15 protein-coding genes are annotated in these 18,068 nt (G+C 50.6%); 9 read left to right on the top strand and 6 right to left on the bottom strand.

The genetic code is table 11. The features are described 5' to 3' along the window. Positions 1-91: 91 nt before the first annotated feature. The 5 genes from GON05_RS29210 to GON05_RS29190 form a co-directional block, all read right to left on the bottom strand. Positions 92-1,546, bottom strand: coding sequence for a stalk domain-containing protein (locus GON05_RS29210; protein WP_157324198.1), 1,455 nt, complete (start codon positions 1,544-1,546; stop codon positions 92-94). A gap of 212 nt (positions 1,547-1,758) precedes the next feature. Next, complete coding sequence (locus tag GON05_RS29205) at positions 1,759-2,265, bottom strand: SRPBCC family protein (RefSeq protein ID WP_157324196.1); 507 nt, start codon at positions 2,263-2,265, stop codon at positions 1,759-1,761. Positions 2,266-2,351: 86 nt separating this feature from the next. Then, positions 2,352-2,687, bottom strand: coding sequence for an ArsR/SmtB family transcription factor (locus GON05_RS29200; protein ID WP_157324194.1), 336 nt, complete (start codon positions 2,685-2,687; stop codon positions 2,352-2,354). Positions 2,688-3,090: 403 nt separating this feature from the next. Continuing rightward, the gene (locus GON05_RS29195; protein ID WP_181646377.1) at positions 3,091-3,894 is read right to left on the bottom strand and encodes a DUF2935 domain-containing protein; all 804 of its coding nucleotides are present in this window, start codon (positions 3,892-3,894) and stop codon (positions 3,091-3,093) included. 107 nt (positions 3,895-4,001) lie between these two features. Then, positions 4,002-4,889 carry an AraC family transcriptional regulator gene (locus tag GON05_RS29190; RefSeq protein WP_157324192.1) on the bottom strand — a complete coding sequence of 296 codons (888 nt, stop codon included), beginning with the start codon at positions 4,887-4,889 and terminating at the stop codon, positions 4,002-4,004. A gap of 121 nt (positions 4,890-5,010) precedes the next feature. Between GON05_RS29190 and GON05_RS29185 the strand changes: the two genes are divergently transcribed. From GON05_RS29185 to GON05_RS29175, 3 genes are all read left to right on the top strand, one after another. Continuing rightward, positions 5,011-6,084, top strand: coding sequence for a Gfo/Idh/MocA family protein (locus GON05_RS29185; protein WP_181646376.1), 1,074 nt, complete (start codon positions 5,011-5,013; stop codon positions 6,082-6,084). A 17-nt stretch (positions 6,085-6,101) separates the two neighbouring features. Then, positions 6,102-6,938, top strand: coding sequence for a sugar phosphate isomerase/epimerase family protein (locus tag GON05_RS29180; RefSeq protein WP_157324190.1), 837 nt, complete (start codon positions 6,102-6,104; stop codon positions 6,936-6,938). Positions 6,939-7,187: 249 nt separating this feature from the next. Further along, on the top strand, positions 7,188-7,472 hold the full coding sequence (locus GON05_RS29175; protein ID WP_127456634.1) for a hypothetical protein: 285 nt from the start codon (positions 7,188-7,190) through the stop codon (positions 7,470-7,472). A 112-nt stretch (positions 7,473-7,584) separates the two neighbouring features. Here GON05_RS29175 and GON05_RS29170 read toward each other — a convergent pair whose 3' ends face one another. Then, positions 7,585-9,900 carry a helix-turn-helix domain-containing protein gene (locus GON05_RS29170; protein ID WP_157324188.1) on the bottom strand — a complete coding sequence of 772 codons (2,316 nt, stop codon included), beginning with the start codon at positions 9,898-9,900 and terminating at the stop codon, positions 7,585-7,587. Between the two features lie 162 nt (positions 9,901-10,062). On the opposite strand from GON05_RS29170, the gene GON05_RS29165 reads away from it, so the two are divergent. From GON05_RS29165 to GON05_RS29140, 6 genes are all read left to right on the top strand, one after another. Continuing rightward, positions 10,063-11,580: an extracellular solute-binding protein gene (locus GON05_RS29165; protein ID WP_157324186.1), complete on the top strand. Its 1,518-nt coding sequence runs from the start codon at positions 10,063-10,065 to the stop codon at positions 11,578-11,580. A 643-nt stretch (positions 11,581-12,223) separates the two neighbouring features. Further along, a complete protein-coding gene (locus GON05_RS29160) occupies positions 12,224-13,762 on the top strand; it encodes an extracellular solute-binding protein (RefSeq protein WP_157324184.1) in 1,539 nt (512 codons plus the stop codon). A gap of 108 nt (positions 13,763-13,870) precedes the next feature. Beyond that, entirely contained in the window at positions 13,871-14,821 is a 951-nt protein-coding gene (locus tag GON05_RS29155; RefSeq protein WP_157324182.1) for an ABC transporter permease, read from the top strand. Positions 14,822-14,851: 30 nt separating this feature from the next. After that, complete coding sequence (locus GON05_RS29150) at positions 14,852-15,727, top strand: carbohydrate ABC transporter permease (RefSeq protein WP_157324180.1); 876 nt, start codon at positions 14,852-14,854, stop codon at positions 15,725-15,727. A gap of 16 nt (positions 15,728-15,743) precedes the next feature. Next, positions 15,744-16,826, top strand: a complete 1,083-nt coding sequence (locus GON05_RS29145; protein ID WP_246239549.1) for a hypothetical protein — start codon at positions 15,744-15,746, stop codon at positions 16,824-16,826. 31 nt (positions 16,827-16,857) lie between these two features. Continuing rightward, positions 16,858-17,961, top strand: coding sequence for a glycoside hydrolase family 88/105 protein (locus GON05_RS29140; protein ID WP_157324179.1), 1,104 nt, complete (start codon positions 16,858-16,860; stop codon positions 17,959-17,961). The last annotated feature ends 107 nt before the right edge of the window (positions 17,962-18,068 follow it).

The following is an 18,068-nucleotide window of genomic DNA, read 5'->3' as shown; positions in this document are numbered from 1 at the left end:
TTCCTATTTTTACCTGATTGGGAAGGGTTAAACGTGGTGGGGACGGAAAAGACCTGAAGGTTGTTTGCCCTCAGGTCTTATGGTGTCTTCCTTATGGCAGGCGCACGGATGCCCTGTACAAGCTGCTGTTCCAGTCCACTTTGCTATTCAGCGACTCCGCGACGAGGCGGAGCGGGACGTACATGCGGCTGTCCCCCATAATCTGGAGCGGCACCGGCACGGAGACCGACTTGCCGTTCACTGTCGCTGTGGAGCTCCCATCCTTCAGCTTCATCGTCACGCCTCCGCTCGTAATGGTCGCCGTCCGGGTTGCGGCGTCCCACTGAAAACCGGCATTCATCGCGGTGATGAAGGGACGGATCGGAACAACGGTCGTCTCATTGACGATGAAGCCGCTATAGTCATACTCAGGCTGCCCGTTGATATCGATTTGCACCTTCGGCTTGTCCAGCTTACGCACGACGAGCGCATTGCTCAGCTCGCGGCCGGGATAGGTCAGCATGGTGCCGTTGGCGTACAGACCGGAGCTGGACCCGCCGTCCATATTCATGGCTTCCTTCAGCCCAAGCTGAAGGGTGATGGCGGCGAGTTGGGAAAGCGTTGCGCTCGGCACGGTGCCCATCACGAGACGATCAGACCCGTCGATGCCGATGAAGCTGCGCGCTGCGGCAGATTGCGTCACCTTCGGGTCGGAGAAGCCGTCCCGCGTGACGTCGAGATCGACAGCGCCGCCGGTGACCAGCTTCGGCCCGACCCCGATCGCCGCGAGCCACGACTTGGCGTTCAGAGAGCTGCCGCCTTCGCTTTTGGCCAGCAGCTCTTTCGTGACACGATCGCCGACGTCCAGATTCGGCAGGATGTGCTGCCGGTTGTTGGCGCTGTTGCCGACAAACAGCACGTAACCGCCGGCAGGAACTTGTACGGAATCATTCGTGATGCGAGTGATGAGCCCATCCTCGATGACGACCTTGGTCCCGTTCGGGAAGTTGATCCAGCTGCCAAAGTCCGGAGTGTACCAGATCACTTGGTCGGTGCTGCCTTCACCGTAATACTTGTTAACCCCCCAAGGGGTAATGAGGTAAGTCCCGTTCCCTTCACTGACCCGCACGGCGATGTCGAGGTCCACGAACTGAATATCCGGCACTTTATCCCGATTCAGAATAAAGGTCTGATTTTCTCCGGAGTGAAGAGCTTCACCGGCTTCCACCATCGTCCCGTTCGGGTAGCGGATATAAGGGTTAGACTCATAGGCATTGAAAAATGTCCCGTTAATCGCGGCAACGGCTCCTTCGCGCTCGGCGATCGCTTGTAACGGAGCGTCATGACCAATTCCTCCGTCAGCCAAGGCTGGAGCAAGTTCCAGGGTCGGGTCGGTCAAATCGACTGTAACGACACTTACGTTATAGGTTTTGCCCTGAGCGGTTACTTGCTTGGTCACGGCGTTCACCGAAGGGGAATATAGCGCCGACGCAGGTGTTGCGCCGGCAAAAAGTGCAGCTGTCAGCAGAAGCGCCGCAGTGGGTTTCATGATTTTATGGCGAAACATGAGGTAGTCTCCTTTGGGTTCAGTCGAATGCTGCCGAAAAATAACCGGCTTCCTATATTATTCGGTTGAGATGGGCTTTTTTGTGACGTCTGGCGGACATTCCAGGAGGAGGGGATGGTTGGTAAAGCAGCAGGCGGAGGTGTGGGCAAAGGCGCCAACCAAAGGTGCAGGTAAAAGAAAACACCGGCTCAGGTGAGCCGGTGCATAGGGAATTAAGCAAGTGTCGCCAAGTACTCGTCGAGTTGATTGAAGGTACCGCCAAAGCCTTGTTCCATGTTCTCGATCATAGACGTGTAGAAAGCAGCTTCTTCTTCGGTTGGGTTAACAGGGCCGCCGCTAATGGTGACAACCGTTTTACCATCTTTCTCTTCGAAGGTTACGATATTCAAAATTTCAAGCGGGAAAACCGGGCTGAACGGAGCACGGATTGTGTTCGCGTCCGCATCGGAGAACGAGTTCGTGTAGACAAGTTTATCTGAAGGGGAAACTTCGCTATATACAAATTTACCCCACATTTGAAAGCCGTCAGGGGATTTCATGCTGAAATGGAACATGCCGCCGGGGCGAACATCACACGTGGATACTTCCAGTTGCATTCCTGTCGGTCCCCACCAGTGACTGAGATGTTCGGGCTTCGTCCAACATTGGAAGACGAGCTCGCGAGGAGCGTTGAACGTGCGTGTGATAACTAGCGAGCGGGCATTTGTAGTTTCGGACATGGGTGAGTACCTCCATAAGTTTAAAATAGTATCGATTTGTAAAAGTGGCAGAAAAGCGGGACCCGCGGCAGTCTTGCGGCGACAGCCTAAGGCTTGTCCTCCGAATTGCTTTCTTGGCTTTGCAGTTCTTGCAAATAGGCGTCCAAGCGGTCGAAGCTCTCATCCCAAATCTGGCGGAAAGACTTCACCCAGGCATCTAGCTCTTGAAGCGGCTGGGGCCGCAGCTTGTAGATCCGCCGATTGGCGATCGGTTGAACCTCCACGATTCCGGCCTCGCTGAGGACGCGGAGATGTTTGGAAACCTGGGGTTGGTTAAGCCCAAGTCGATCGGCGATTTCCCCTACGGTGAGGGGACCGTCACGCAAGAGTTCGACCATGTGTAGACGGTTGGGCTCGGCGAGAGCACTCATAGTCGAATTCATACACTAAATATACTTGGTTTGGAATATTCCTGTCAAGGAATATATAAAAAGCATAGGGGACTGGAGTAGTATGGCCTGATGCGTGGCGGTTTATTTCGGCGGGGCCCGTGTGGGTGGTGGAAAAGTAACGATCGAACGTGTGTGGGAGGGAACTACAGGACCTTATCTAAGCCCGATAAGTCGGGGGTGGCAGTTTGGGGGAACTGGGGGATCTTATTTCAGCTGATACAGAGCCAAATGACCTGATTATGGAAACATAGAGGATCACAGTTCCCTTCGATCGGAAAAATAGCTAATTTTGCTGAAATAGAGACCTGCAGTTCCCCTTCGCCGCTCCTCTCGCGCCAAATTCAAAAGGCCGCCAAGGTAAGGTATACCTACCTTCCATGGCGGCCGTATTATTTTAGGCACCTGGTTGTTTCCCCGTGAGCGCCACTTCAAAAGCATCAATGATAAACAAAAACCTCTCGGCCTCCCGAAACACGTGATCCGCGAGCAGCGGGTGGATGATGCTTTTGATTTTGCAGGCCTCGATTAAATCTCTGGCTGTCTTCTTGAAGTCGCGGAGCGAGACGACGGAAACGCGGTTCTGATCCAGGAATTGGTCCAGAAGCGGCTCGGTCTGCGATTGCGGCTTCATGCCGCTCAAGTCGATAGCTTGAAACAGCAGCTGATCAAAATCGTGGCTGAAATTGCGGGCTTGCTCGACTAATTGACGCTCTGACGGGTCAAGCAGATGTCCGATGAACTTGGCATGATCCGCCATAATGCGCAGGAAGAAAACATTTTCATGAATGATCGCGTCAGGTAACGGGTCCAGTCTTCCCGTGTTTAATTCCTCCAACCGATTCCTGAAATAGTTGGCTTCTCGGCTCGTATGATCAACAAGTAAGGGAAAGTTATTGCCCCCTGGCAGCTTGCATTGAATGATCAGTCCAAGAACTTTTCTTTTAAAAGCCCAAATGTGCGTTGCGGCTGAGTGTGCTTCCAGGTTAAAACGCTGTATTTGCGAGGGATCCGTCGCTTCGGTATACGAATGGGCTCTAGCTTCAATTTGCTCAAAAATACTGTAAAATTGATTCGCTTCCTGAATGAGCTGCGTATCTTCGCAGCGGAAACCCAGCTTCAGAAAAAGGGAATGTTCCTTCATAATTCGGGACCAGAACCGCACTTCTTCCAAAGAACGTGCTACAAACGCATTGGACAAGATCAGCACTCTCCTCGCACTCAAATATACTATGTTAAGTATAATCGCTCGGAGGAGAAGATAGACCAGTTCGGGCCTAACTGGGACGACTCCCTACTCACGTTAGCTCACGTTACCCGGCGATGATGCTCCGCCTTGCGATAATCTTTGGGTACGATGCCTTTGCTTTCCCGGAAAATGCGGGAGAACGTCTTGTACGAGCCGTATCCAACCTCAAGCGCAATTTCCGTTACGCTCATCTCCGTGGACACGAGCAGGCTGCAAGCATGACGCAAGCGCAGGTCGTGCAAGAAGTGGACGAACGTTTGGCCAGTCGTCTGCTTGATCACTTCAGAGATCCGCGAGGCGCTCATCGCGAACTTCGCAGCGAGGTCCGATAAGGCCAGCTCCTCCTGATAGTTACGGTGGATATAATGAATGATAGGCCAAACGGAATGATGCGTCTTCGCACCGTGAAGCGGGATCGCTGCTGCCTCCGCAAGGGGAGCTTGTTTCCAACGATGGCGGTCGAAGCGGATGAGAATTTCTTTCAGCTTGCCTTTTAAAAGTGTCTGTCTGTATCGTTCCGTGCCGTTATATTCCTGGTACATCTCCTCAAGGAGAGCAAGCATCTGTTGCTGATCTTGTCCATGCAGCTGGACATAGGCGGGCAAGGCCGTCATCTCACCCAAAAGCCCCGACAGACCGGGATCGCTCCCTGATTCCATCAACAAATCCATGCTGAACATGCAGTTATACAGGACCAGATTCTGTCCGGGATCCGTAAAAATTTCATGCACCTGATAAGGCAGCACGAACGTGAAAGTGCCCGCTCTCATCTCATGGTTGACGTCATTAATGCTTTCCGACCCGGTGCCTTCGATGACATAGGAGAACTCGAGGAAATCGTGGCGGTGTGCGCGAAAGCCATGCCCCAGCGTATTTTTGCTGATATGAAAAGGGAAGGATGAGTGCATGTTTGGGTACGTTTTCAAATAGTCGGGAAAGTACGTCATACTCGGCTAATCTCCTTCGAAGAAATGGGACGTTTTCCGAAATATAGGTGCGTTTTTCTGCTGCCTTTATTTTATCATAAAAGCAGGTCGTACAGGATGTACTTATGAGGAGGAACAGAACGTGGGAAGCAATAAAATTAGAATTGGTATTATTGGTGCCGGTAACATCGGCGGCGTGCATATACGCGAGTTTTCGAAATTGGCGGATTCCTGTGAAATTACAGAGATTACGGACGCCTATTTGCCTCTAGCGCAAGCAAAAGCTCAAGAATACGGCATTGCTCATGTAGCAGCTAACCCTGAAGAGCTTATTCAAAGCAGTAATGTAGACGCTGTCATTATTGGTGTGCCTAACCAATATCATGCGTCCCTTGCTGTACAAGCTATTGAAGCCGGCAAGCACGTGTTGATTGAAAAGCCGATGGGCATTAATGCTGCAGCAGCTAAACAGATCCTGAAAGCTAGCGAAGCTTCGAATAAAGTGGTCATGATTGGCCACCAAATGCGCTGGGAAGCTGTCCCGCAGCTGATCAAAGAGCAGGTTGAAGCAGGTGAGCTCGGGAAAATTTACACAGCCAAAACAGGCTGGTTCCGCCGCAAAGGGATTCCGGGCTGGGGCACATGGTTTACGAAAATGAACGAATCGGGCGGAGGCCCGTTGATTGATATTGGGGTTCACATGTTGGATCTAGCGCTCTACTTGATGGGCAATCCGAAACCTGTCTCCGTCTTTGGCGCTACTTATGCCGAATTCGGTCCTCGCAAGAAGGGGATTGGTACGTGGGGGACGCCAAACTGGAACGGCACGTATGATGTGGAAGATTTGGCCACAGCCCTCATCCGTATGGAAGACGGCAGCACCTTGACGTTGGAAGTGAGCTGGGCGGTTCATATGGATACGGATAACACGCCGTTCATTCATCTGATGGGCTCTGACGGCGGCGCGAGCTATAAAGGAGCATCCGGGAAACTGCTGACTGAGAAGTTCAATCGGGCTATCGAGACAGATTTGAAAAAGCCTGAGAATGACGAAGGAGAGCGCCTGCGTTTGAGCAGACATTTCCTAACGTGCATTCGGGAAGGCAAACAACCAATTACATCCGCTTTATCCGGCTACACGAACAATTTAATTCTTGATGCCATCTATGAATCCTCCCGCACAGGGAATGAAGTGAAACTAAACTGGGACATCTAATTCGGGAGGGAAACACGATGCTTAGAGGGTTAACGGGAGCAGGACTTGGCAAGCTGGAGAGCAATGAGCAGTTCATCGAGCTAGCGGCAAAATACGGCTTTGCAGCCGTCGATATCGACGCACTTGCCCTAGTGGAGAGTCATAGCGTAGACGGTGCGCGCGAGCTGCTGAACAAGCATGGGCTTGTTATTGGCTCCATCGGTCTACCGGTGGAATGGCGCGGGTCCGAGGAGCGTTTCCGCGCCGATCTGCCGAAGCTGACTCAAGCAGCCGCAGCTGCTGCAGCGCTTGGCTGTACGAGCTGCTGCACGTACGTTCTGCCATCGACGGATCTGAATGCTGCGCATTTCATGGCGCTGGCTACGCGCAGATTGCGCACTTGCGCGCAAATCCTTGGCGCCTACGGCATCCGTCTTGGCCTTGAGTTTGTGGGGCCGCACCACCTGCGCACACGCTGGAAACATCCGTTCATCTGGACGCTCGAAGAGACGCTGGATTGGATTGATGCGATCGGCGAGAGCAACGTCGGTTTGCTGTTCGATGCGTACCACTGGTACACGAACGGGTTAACGGTAGCTGACATCGAGAAGCTGCGTCCTGAGCAGATCGTCCACGTCCACATCAACGACGCGCCGGACGTTCCGGTGGAGGAAGTGCTCGATAACGGACGTGTGTACCCAGGCGAAGGTGTGATCGACTTGGCAGGCTTCCTGCAAGGTTTGGCGAAAATCGGCTATAAAGGCGCTGTTTCGCAGGAGATTTTGATGGCTACGCCTCCTACAGATTCTCCGGAGAGTTTGGTTCAACGTTCCAAAGCGGGCTTTGATAAAGTTTATGCGGCGGCGGGGCTGTAAGCTTTTGTGTGGTTAATTCCATGGCGGGATACGCGTGGATGGAAATAATTAAAGCCGGAGGACGTCATGTCCACGGCTTTTTTCGCTTTTTACAGACCTGACAGTCTCACGAAATGCCAGAAAGATTGCCATTCGACAAAGGTTCCCATGAACCATCCACACAGTCCGACAACATTTTCAGGCATTCTCGTTTACTATGTTCCTGTTCTACTAAATATGCCTAAATCAAAATGAAAAGGAGATAAGATCATGCAAATTAAAAAGAAGGATGACATTGGCTTGATTTTGGACAACTTTTCGTCGTATGCGAAGTGGGATCCTTCTGGCCAGAAACTATACCTTGTGTTCGCTGATAACAAGCGTGGGGGGCAGTGGACGCTGATGAACTACAACGATGATCGTTTCAGCGTACATGGTCGCGGTAAAGACTACTTGGATGAAAAAGAAGCGTTCTTTGAGGAACGCAACAGCGTTGTGTCGTTCTTATGGAATAACCGTGCCGCGCTTAAGGCAGCTGTAGATCCAAGCGAGTAGAAAGCTGGACAGCCAGCTAGCTCACCTAGTTTAACGAAGAGGCAAAAGCCTCCGAAACCACCAACAATGTTTGGTGGCTCCGGAGGCTTTTGGCGTTGGGTGCTGCTCGGAGTTATAGAGCAGCGCCTTCTTTTTGCTTATCGCGGTATTGCCCCGGGGTAATACCCTCTTGCTTGCGGAAGGATCGGATGAAGTTCTGCGAGTTGTTATAACGCAGCTTGGACGAGATATCCTTGATGGGCATATCCGTCTCCGACAGCCATTTCTTTGCCATGTTGAATCGGTAGGCGGACAAATAGTCGCTGAAGGAGCAATTCGTTTCTTTGCGGAAAATGCTGCTTAAATAATTCGCATTGTAATGCAGTCTGGATGCGCAGTCCTCCAGCGTGAGGTCGGTATCGTAATATTTTTGCACAAGATCGATAATTTTCTCTGAAATATTGTGATACTGAGCATCCTGCCGGTCGCGGTAGATGCGGATCAGCGGGTGGATGACCTCAGTCCAGAACCAATCTTCGATTTCCGCTGTCATATGCAAATTCAACAGTTCCTCGAAAAGCGAGCCCTTGTTCGGATGAATCTGATTCAAGGAAATGCCGGATTCCTGCATCACCATCAGCAGATTGTTAAGCAGCCGAGCCAGCGGAATCTGATATTCCTGCGGCGAAAGCGGAGCAGCGAATACAGCTTGCAGGAGCTGTCGCAGCAGCTCTTTGGACTTATCCTTTTCGGCAACTTTGATGGCGTCCATCAATTCATTTTCGAGCGGCTTCGGATAGTTCAGATTCAAGAAATGTTTGCCCGAGTTAATATTCTCGTATTGAATGATGATCCCTTCGCCGAGCTTGATCCGATGCTTCAGAGCTTCCAGCCCTTCTTTGTAGGCGATCGACATTTGCGAAAAAGCATGGATGGGAAGGCTCATCCCGATGCTGACGTGCAGATTCAAGTAGCTGAAGATGTGCTGCTGCATCTGCTCCGTCAGAGCGTAGACCTTGTTGCGGAAAGCGGCAGCTTCACTGTCTGGGCTTCCAATCAAGGTCACCACCGTCTGATCGATAATGACGGGAGCGAGCCGCTGATCGGAAGGAATGAGCTCCTCAATCATATTGTGCGCGGCGAAAAGCAGCAGCTCCATGTCCCTTTTTTCATAACGGGTATTGTCGATGGAGTCGATCTGCAGGGTAATAACGGACATCGTTTTCCATTCTTCCATATGCTTCGTATAGCCAAATTGGGCTAATTTATCGGGCAGCTCGCTCGTTTTAATATGCCCCTGGAAAGCTTTGATCAAGAAGAAGGTCCGCACCTGGCCGATATGCTGGTGAACCTCTCGTTCCAGCTGGGACTTGGATTGGAACAACGTATGGACGTGCTCGCTGATCATCTGGAACTCGTTAGCCTTCCGCTTCTGGTTCACGGTAACGAGGCCCCCGATTTGATTGAGCAGGAGCTGAATGGGCGAGTACATTTTGCGCGAACCGAGCCAAGCGAGCAGCATGGACAGAAGTAGCATCAGGATGCAGACATAGATCGTGTAGACTCCAATTTTACGCGATTCTGTGGTCAAGCTGTCGATGGAGGTTAAGGACAAATAAGTCCAATTATTCAAGTTCGAGTGCAGATAGCTGACCGAATAGCGCTTGTCGTTGATATCCGCTGTGAACTGACCTGTAGGCTCGGTTATATGGCTCAGGTCCTTCAGGCCGGCCTCCGCAATAGGTTTGCCAATCAGGCTGGCATCCGGATGCATGAGAATCTGGTGATGCTCGTCCATAATCAGAATATCTTCCAGATGTTTGGTATCGCTTTGAATCAAATCCTGCAGGGAACATGCTGGAATGTTGGCCATTGCGAAGCCGTATTTCTCCAGTCCGGTGGTTGGCAGCTTTTTGACCAGTGAGATGCTGTAATCGCAGGTTACGCTCCGAGCATTCTCCTCCGTAAAAAACCACTTCGACGGGTTCAAAATCCAGGTGCTGTTCTCCTGTGTGTTCATCAGGTTCAGCAATTTATCGTAAAAGGGGTAGCCGTCAAAACGATACAACCCCGAGTTCTTAATCATCCAGTTCTCGCGGGCATTGATCAAGATGACATCTTCCAGTTTCGTGTCAAAAGATTGCATATACCGGATTTCGCTGCGCAGATCGTCATACATCATGAAATCGTTTACAGTTAAAGGCATATCCATCGCCTTCTTGAGCACGGTGGAGTTGATGACCTGATTAAGTGTATGGTTGACAGTCGTTAATTTCTGCTCTACATTGGAGTTGATTTGGGTGATTAACTGCATTTTTCCTTCGTTGACATTTTTTTGGATCTCATTCGACGAGGTCATGAAGGCAAAAGCGCCGATAAAAATAACAGGGAGCGTGCTGAGCAAGAACCCGAACATGGTCATTTTGCTGAGAAAACTTAAATTGGGCATCGCAGCCAACACCTTATCTTAGGATAATCAATTCTGTATCTAAGTTCTGTATCTATGTATTGTAGTCAAGTCTGTCCTTAAGAGCAATAATCATCTGTCTGGCGGATAATCATTTTCTCTGATTATGACCGCAAAACGCTGCTGCATCAAGGGGGAAGGGTCATGTACACACAGGTAAACAGGAAAGCTTTTAAGCACGGTCGTCTCTTTATCTTCGGGCTGTTGTTGGTTGTTTTGATCAGTGGTTGCACAAAAGGAAGCACTACGGGAGCCAATGAGGCGAGCAGTGATCGTCCTGTTATTTCGATTATGGCACCGCTTCATTTTCCGCATCCGCCTATCCCCGAGCTCGTTCAGGAGATCGAAAAGCTTACGAATACGAAGCTGGAATTGAATTGGGTTCCAGATGGCATATACACCGATAAAATGAACACAGCCCTCACCACGAACTCGCTGAAAAAAGCAACCTACGTGAAGTATACGGACTATATGTTGATGAAAAATTCGATTCGCTCCGGCGCCTTTTGGGATATCGGACCGTATTTGTCGGCTTATCCGAATTTGAAGCAGCTCAATAAGGAGATTTTGGGACAGGCGGCTGTCGATGGAAAAATCTATGGCTTGTACACCGAGCGGCCGTCTTCCCGGCAAGGAATTATTATTCGTGAGGACTGGCTGAACAATGTGAAGTTGGCCAAGCCGACGACGGTTGATGAGCTGTATCAAGTGTTAAAAGCCTTCACGTATGGCGATCCCGATCGCAACGGCAAGGATGATACCATCGGGCTGACGGACCGAAATGACTTGGTTTTTGGCGCTTTCAAGACGCTGAGCTCCTACTTCGGCACTCCGAATAACTGGGGCGTTGCGAATGGAAAGCTGGTGCCGGAGTTCGAAACGCAGGCTTATGTGGATACGATGAATTTCATGAAAAAGCTGTACGATGAAAAGCTCATTAACTCGGATTTTGCCGTCACCAGTAAAGAAGTACAGCGCGATAAGCTGATTCGGGGCATTGCGGGCGTCTATATTGGCAGCATGCAGGATGTGCAGCGGCTTTCGGACGAGGTGCAGCTTGTGAACCCTTCGGCCAAATTCACCCTCGTGAATCATATCGAAGGACCTACGGGATTCAAGATCTGGTCGATTCCGAACTACAGCGCGCTGTACCTGTTCTCCAAAAAAGCGATTCGCACGGAGGCGGAATTGAAGCAGGTGCTGCAATTTTTTGACCGGTCGATGGATAAAGATGTCGCCAACCTGATGAAGTATGGCTTGGAGGGACGTCATTACACCACCATTGGGGACAAAGTCCAGCTGCTGGAGGAGACATCCAAGATTCGCGTGAACGAAGTGAATGCGCTGTATGCGCTCATGATCGCGGACTTGAACAATCCGCAGGTGAAGCAGGTCGCGGAGAGCGAGTCCCTGTCACAACTGGCGGATAAGCTCAGCTTGGATAACGAGAAATATATCGTTAAGGACCCGACGCTAGGGTTAGAGTCGAAAACCTACGACGAGCGTGGCGTCGAGCTGTACAAAGTCATCTCCGACGCAACGTACAATTATATGCTGGGGAAACTCGATAAAGCAGCCTTTGCGCAGGAGATTGAGCGCTGGAAGCGTAGCGGCGGCGACCAAATTATTGGGGAGTATAATGAGGCATATGCGAAGAAGTGATAAATATCCCCCCGAGCCTCCCGCGAGCGAGCCTTGAAGGCCGTCTCACGGCGGGGAAACCCGCCGAACCCGGCTGAGCGATCCGAAAAGGCTGCCTCGTGCCGGAAATTCGTCGAAAGTGCGCCGATCCTCCCGCGAGCGAGCCTAAAAGGCCGTCTCAGGTCTGGGAAGCCCGCCGAGTCTGGCTGAGCGACCCGAAAAGGCTACCTCGTGCCGGAAATTCGTCGAAAGCGCGCCGAGCCCCCTTGCAGATTTTGTTATGCAACCGCATCCCCCATTTGTCCCCGCACCCACATTCACCTTGATTTAAAGTATCCATCCCCATAAGATTCTCTCCCATCTAGCTACTCTCACATCCCACCCGCATCCACATTCCCCTTAATCTACTGCTACCAGCCTCACCGAACTCTCTCCATCCTCACTCCGTCCCGCACCTACATCCATCTGCCCCAAAAGGTGGGAAGGTGGAGAAAGAGCATGGAGAGTCAGGGGCAGTTGGATAATCATCTCCCTCCCCAATAATCATCATCTCACATCCTAGAAGAACCAGGCCGAAATGAGTAAATGATTATTTCGGTACCTACCTAAGACCTTGTAACGTGGAACTTGTAGCAAACAAACAATTCACGGAGGTCTAACAAATATGAAGAGAAATTTCGTCTCGATTCCGCTCGGCATTCTGCTGGTATCCAGCTTCGCACTTGCAGCTTGCTCAGACGGAGGCAAGGCCACTCCTGCAGCTACGACGGCAGCAGCCGGGACAACAGCAGCACCAAAAGCAACGGCTGATACAACGCCAGCCTCAATCACCATTATGGCGCCACTGAACACAGCGCAAACGCCACCAGATACAATCATCAAAGAACTGGAAAAATTAACGAACACGAAGCTGACCTATCAATTCTTCCCGGCTGATACGTACGAGGAGAAGCTAAACACAACGTTCGCTACCGGCGCACTGCCGCAAGTGACGTATTTGAAAAACCAAGCGACTTTCATTCAAATGAAATCCGCCATCCGCGACGGCCAATTCTGGGAAATCGGTCCGCTGCTCAAAGACTTCCCGAACTTGAGCAAGCTGAAGTCCACAACGAATGACAATACAAAAGTAGACGGCAAGCTGTACACGCTATACCGTGGCGTAGATATCGCCCGTCAAGGTCTTATCTATCGCAAAGACTGGGCCGATAAGCTGGGCTTGAAGCCGCCATCCAATATGGATGAGCTGTACGCGATGGCAAAAGCCTTCACGGAGCAAGACCCAGATGGCAACGGCAAAAAGGACACCATCGGTCTAACAGACCGTAACGATCTCATCTACGGTGCTTTCAAAACAGCAGCAACTTGGTTGGGCGTTCCGAACAACTGGGGCGTGAAAGACGGCAAACTGCAGCCGGAGTTCATGTTCCCTGAATATGTGAAGTCGATGGATTATTTCAAAAAGCTGCGTGACGAAGGCCTGATGAATAAAGACTTCGCAGCGACAAGTAAAACCGATCAACAAAAGCTGTTCACGAACGGTACTGCAGGAATGTACATCGGAGCTATGACAGACGTTTCGTCCCTGAACAAGGATCTGGTCAAAAACGTGCCGACAGCCGTTGTAGACGTACACAGCATGGTAGCTGGACCTGACGGCAAATTCGCTGCATGGGCGCTTCCAGGTTACGCGAACGTCGTGCTTTTCCCGAAATCTGCGATCAAAAACGAAGCTGAGCTGAGAAAAGTTCTCGCCTTCTTCGACAAAATGATGACGCCTGAAGTAGCGAACCTGGCAAACTGGGGCATCAAAGATGTCAACTACAGTGTAGTCGACGGTAAAGCGAAAAAGCTGGATGAAGAGAAATGGACGCGTGAAGTGAAGCCGTTCACTGACGCAGCCATCGGCGATGAAGATACATCAGGAAGACTGCTCGGCATTCCAACGATCCCTGCGCAAGGCAAAGCGGATGAGCTGAAAATTGCGAATCTGAAGTTCGCCGTGCAAGACCCTGTTGCAGCGCTTGACTCCAAAACAAACTTGGAAAAAGGCGTTCAGCTCCAAGACGTTATCAAAGATGCAACGAACAAATACATCTACGGCAGCATTGATAAGGCTGGATTCGATAAAGCCATCGAGGATTGGAAAAACCGCGGAGGCAACAAAATCATCGAAGAGTACAACGCCCTATACAAAAAATAAGCCGTGGACAGGAATCAAGGAAATCATACTGGTTTCTTATCGGGGAGGCTGCTGATCATCAGGGGCAGCCTTCTCGTTTTTAGGAAACATCGGGAAAGGAAGAGAATTATGCAGGATGTACATGCTGTGCAAAGTGTGGTGGAAAGGAAACAGAGCAGTGAGTTAGGCAGGCGGCTATGGAGGAACAAGTGGATTTATGTCATGCTGCTGCCGGGGATTTTATATTTTATCGTGTTCAAATATGTCCCGATGTATGGATTGATCATCTCGTTCCAGAACTATAAGCCGTTCAAAGGGGTTAGCGGGAGCGAGTGGGTGGGTTTTGAGCATTTTCAGCGGTTGTTTACAGAACCGGACTTCTTAAATATTTTGAGCAATACGTTAATTTTATTTGTGATGAACATCCTGTTTTACTTCCCGATCCCGATTATCATGGCCTTGATGCTCAATGAGGTGAGAGGGGAATTTTTTAAGAAAACGTTCCAAACGATCGTCTATTTGCCGCACTTTATGTCTTGGGTCATCATTGTTTCGATCTCTTTCGTTATGTTGACGATGGACGGCGGGATTATTAACGACATTATTGAATATTTCGGTTTTGAGAAAATCAATTTCCTGTTGGCTCCGGAATGGTTTAGACCGATGTACATTCTTCAAGTCATCTGGCGGGAAGCCGGTTGGGGGACGATCATTTATCTGGCGGCGATTGCCTCCATTGATCCTGGATTGTATGAGGCAGCACGTATGGACGGTGCAGGACGTTTGCGCCAAATGTGGCACATTACGCTTCCGGCACTACGTAGTGTCATTATTGTTTTGTTAATTTTGAAAATTGGTGCGGTTCTCGAACTCGGTTTTGAACATGTGTACTTGCTGCTTAACTCTATGAACCGAAATGTTGCGGAGATCATTGATACTTATGTATATACAGCGGGTTTAAAACAAGGCCAATTCAGCTACAGCGCAGCAATCGGATTGTTCAAATCGTTCATCGGGCTTGTTCTGGTGATGATTGTCAACCGCATTGCGAAGAAAATGGGCGAAGAAGGCGTGTACTAAGCAAGGCATAGAAAGGCAGGAGGCTGCACCATGGTAGAAGATAGAACATTAGCCGGGCGAATGTTTAGCATCATTAACTATTTGCTCTTGACGATTATTGGCTTGATTACAGTGATTCCTTTTGTGCATGTTGTGGCGGGATCCTTTACGACCAGCGCGGAGATGGCGGCGAAGAAGTTCGTTATTATTCCGACGGAATGGAGTATTGAGGCGTACCGGTTTATTTTTTCGACGAATACGATTTTTAAAGCGATGGGCGTTTCCATCTGGACGACGCTGCTAGGAACGGTCATTTCGATGTTCATCACAGCCCTCATGGCGTACGGCTTATCCCGCAGAGATGTGGATGGCCGCAAAGTGATCATGTTCATGGTTGTTTTCACGATGTTGTTCCACGGCGGTTTAGTGCCAACATTCCTGGTTGTAAAAGAATTAGGGATGATCGACTCGTACATGGCCTTAATTTTGCCGTCGGCTGTTTCAGCGTTTAACTTGATTATTTTGAAAAACTTTTTCCAAAACATCCCGGAGGGACTGGAAGAGTCGGCGAAAATCGATGGCTGCAGCGACTTCGGCATTTTGTTCCGCATTGTTTTGCCTTTGTCGATGCCGGCGATTGCTACGATTTCCCTCTTTTATGCCGTGACATACTGGAATACCTACCTGAGTGCAATTCTCTATCTGAATGAGAGCGCTATGTGGCCGATTCAAGTTCTTTTGAGACAAATTGTCGTTCTGGCAAGCGGAATGGATCATAGTGTGGATCTCGACAGCGTGACGCCGCCGCCGGCTCAGTCCATCAAGATGGCGGTTATCGTTGTAGCGACATTACCCATCCTTGTTGTTTATCCGTTCTTGCAAAAGCATTTTGCGAAAGGCGCGATGATCGGTTCCATCAAAGGGTAAAAGAAAGGATTTCAACATGCAGATGCCTAAGCATATCGATGAGATCCGCGAGCTGCTTGCGGACATGGACGGTTTGTTTGCCGGGTTTCACGACTGGCTGTGGGGACAGCACGACGCGGAAAGCGGCGGTTTCTATTACGCAAAAAGTTCAAAACAGCTGCCCGGTAGTGGCGGCGTTCCAGACATTGAATCAACGGCGCAAGCGCTCAATATTATGGAGCGCTTCGGCTTACTAAGCAGCCTGCCGGAAGAGATGAAGCGAGGGCTTATACGCTTTTTCCAGAAAAGGCAGGACCCTGTATCCGGGTATTTCTACGATGCGAACCCGCTTATGCGCGAAGATGAAGTGATGGTGGCGCGAGCCATCTCCTACAGCCGTAACGCGCTAAGGAAACTCGGCGGGCAGCCGCTGTATCCGCTGCCCTATGAGGCGCAGCAAGCGCCGGCTTATATGGACTCGCCGCAGAGCTATCTGGCGTGGCTGCAGTCGGTGCCGCTCGTGAACAGCTGGCGCGGCTGCGACCGGTTGTCTACCTCCAGCGTGTACGTGCGGCAGGTAGAGCCGGATGAGCGCAGGGCGGCTTACGCGAAGACGGCGTTTGACTTCTTTGCGGAGAAGCAGGACCCGCATACCGGGTTGTGGGGGGAAGGTTCCTACTATGTGCGGATATCGGGGACGTTCAAGCTGCACATTTTTTATGATCACTTCGGGGTTCCACTGCCGCGCGAAGATCGTATTTACCAAAGCATCCTCACAGCGCTAAGGCAGGAGGAAGCAGCGGATATGTGTTATATCCGCAATCCGATTCACTTGCTTTCGTATATGAAGCTGTCGATTCCAGAGGAAGAGCTGCGCGAAATCATCCAGATTACACTCACGAATATGCGGAGACTGCTGCGCGCTGACGGTAGCTTCTCCCGTGAGCTTGCTCATTCTCCGACAGCGCCTAACGTCGCTCAGGTCAAGCCAGGCGAGTACTATCCCGACATGCCGAAGGCCGTCCACATTGGCGGCGGCGAGGTCGAAGGCGATATGAACGCTGGGACGCAAGCGCTGCTAATTCGCTCTATTTGCCACAAGTTGACTGGAAATCCATAAATCTATATAGGAATAGAGAGGGAAACTTACTATGACGGATATTTATGCAAAATCACCGATGGAATGGGCACGAGCTGCCTGTGATTCCATTATGAGCCAGTATACACCGATGGAGCTGCCGCCTGCCGGGCGTTGGCATTATCATCAAGGTGTATTTTTATGCGGGATGGAAATGCTTTGGGCCGCTGAAAAGGACGATCGCTATGACGCTTACATCCAGGCTTATGTAGATGGCCTGATTGATGATAACGGCAATCTTTACTTTGCTCGCGATGAGCTTGATGCTGTGCAGGCCGGACTTTTGTTGTTCCGTTTGGAAGAGAAGACGGGACACGCAAAATACCGGATCGCTGCCGATAAGCTGAGAAGTCTGCTTAACACGATCAACCTGACGTCCGAGGGCGGGTATTGGCACAAAGACAAATATGCCTACAACATGTGGCTCGACGGTTTGTATATGGCGGGTGTCTTCTCGCTGAAATACGCGAATGCTTACGGTGATCTCGCGCTGCGCGATACCGTGCTGCATCAAGAAGGACTGATGCGCAAATACATGAAAGACGACGTAACAGGGCTGCTCTATCATGCATGGGACGAGAGTCGCAAAATGCCTTGGGCCAACGCCGAAACTGGCTGTTCACCCGAGTTCTGGGGCCGTTCGTTAGGCTGGTACGGTCTTGCTCTCGCGCAGTTCCTGGATGAACTGCCTGCGGATGAGCCAGGGCGCGAGGTGCTGGTGGACTCCTTGCGTGAATTCGTTCATGCCTTGATTCGTTACCAGGATACGGAGAGCGGACTATGGTATCAAGTCGTAGACAAAGGCGATCAACCGGACAATTGGTTGGAATCCTCTTGTACAAGTCTGTTCGTCTATACGATTGCCAAGGCGGTTAAGCACGGGGTTGTCGGCGGGGAGTGTGCGGCTGCAGCAGTGAAGGGTTATGAGGGCTTGATTCGTACACTGAAATTCGATGAGCAGGAGCGGGTCATCTTGCCTTTGATCTGCATCGGTACGTCAGCCGGCGATTACGAAAACTACGTAACACGCCCAACTAGCGAAAATGACCTGCATGGCGTAGGGGCTTTTGTTATGGCTTGTGTGGAAGTCGAGTCTCTCGTTAAGCAGACGGTATAAGCATCTAAGAGAAACAGACGTAAGAGCAGAGCATCACCTGTTATTCGTCTGTTTCTTTCTCACTGTTATGTAAACGCATACATTTTCATTATCAGATAAAAGGAGAG

The sequence above is a fragment of the Paenibacillus anseongensis genome (genome assembly GCF_009757995.1).
Classification (GTDB): domain Bacteria; phylum Bacillota; class Bacilli; order Paenibacillales; family NBRC-103111; genus Paenibacillus_E; species Paenibacillus_E chondroitinus.
The sequence above is the reverse complement of the archived record's forward strand: the minus strand, read 5'-3'. Positions and strand labels throughout refer to the sequence as shown.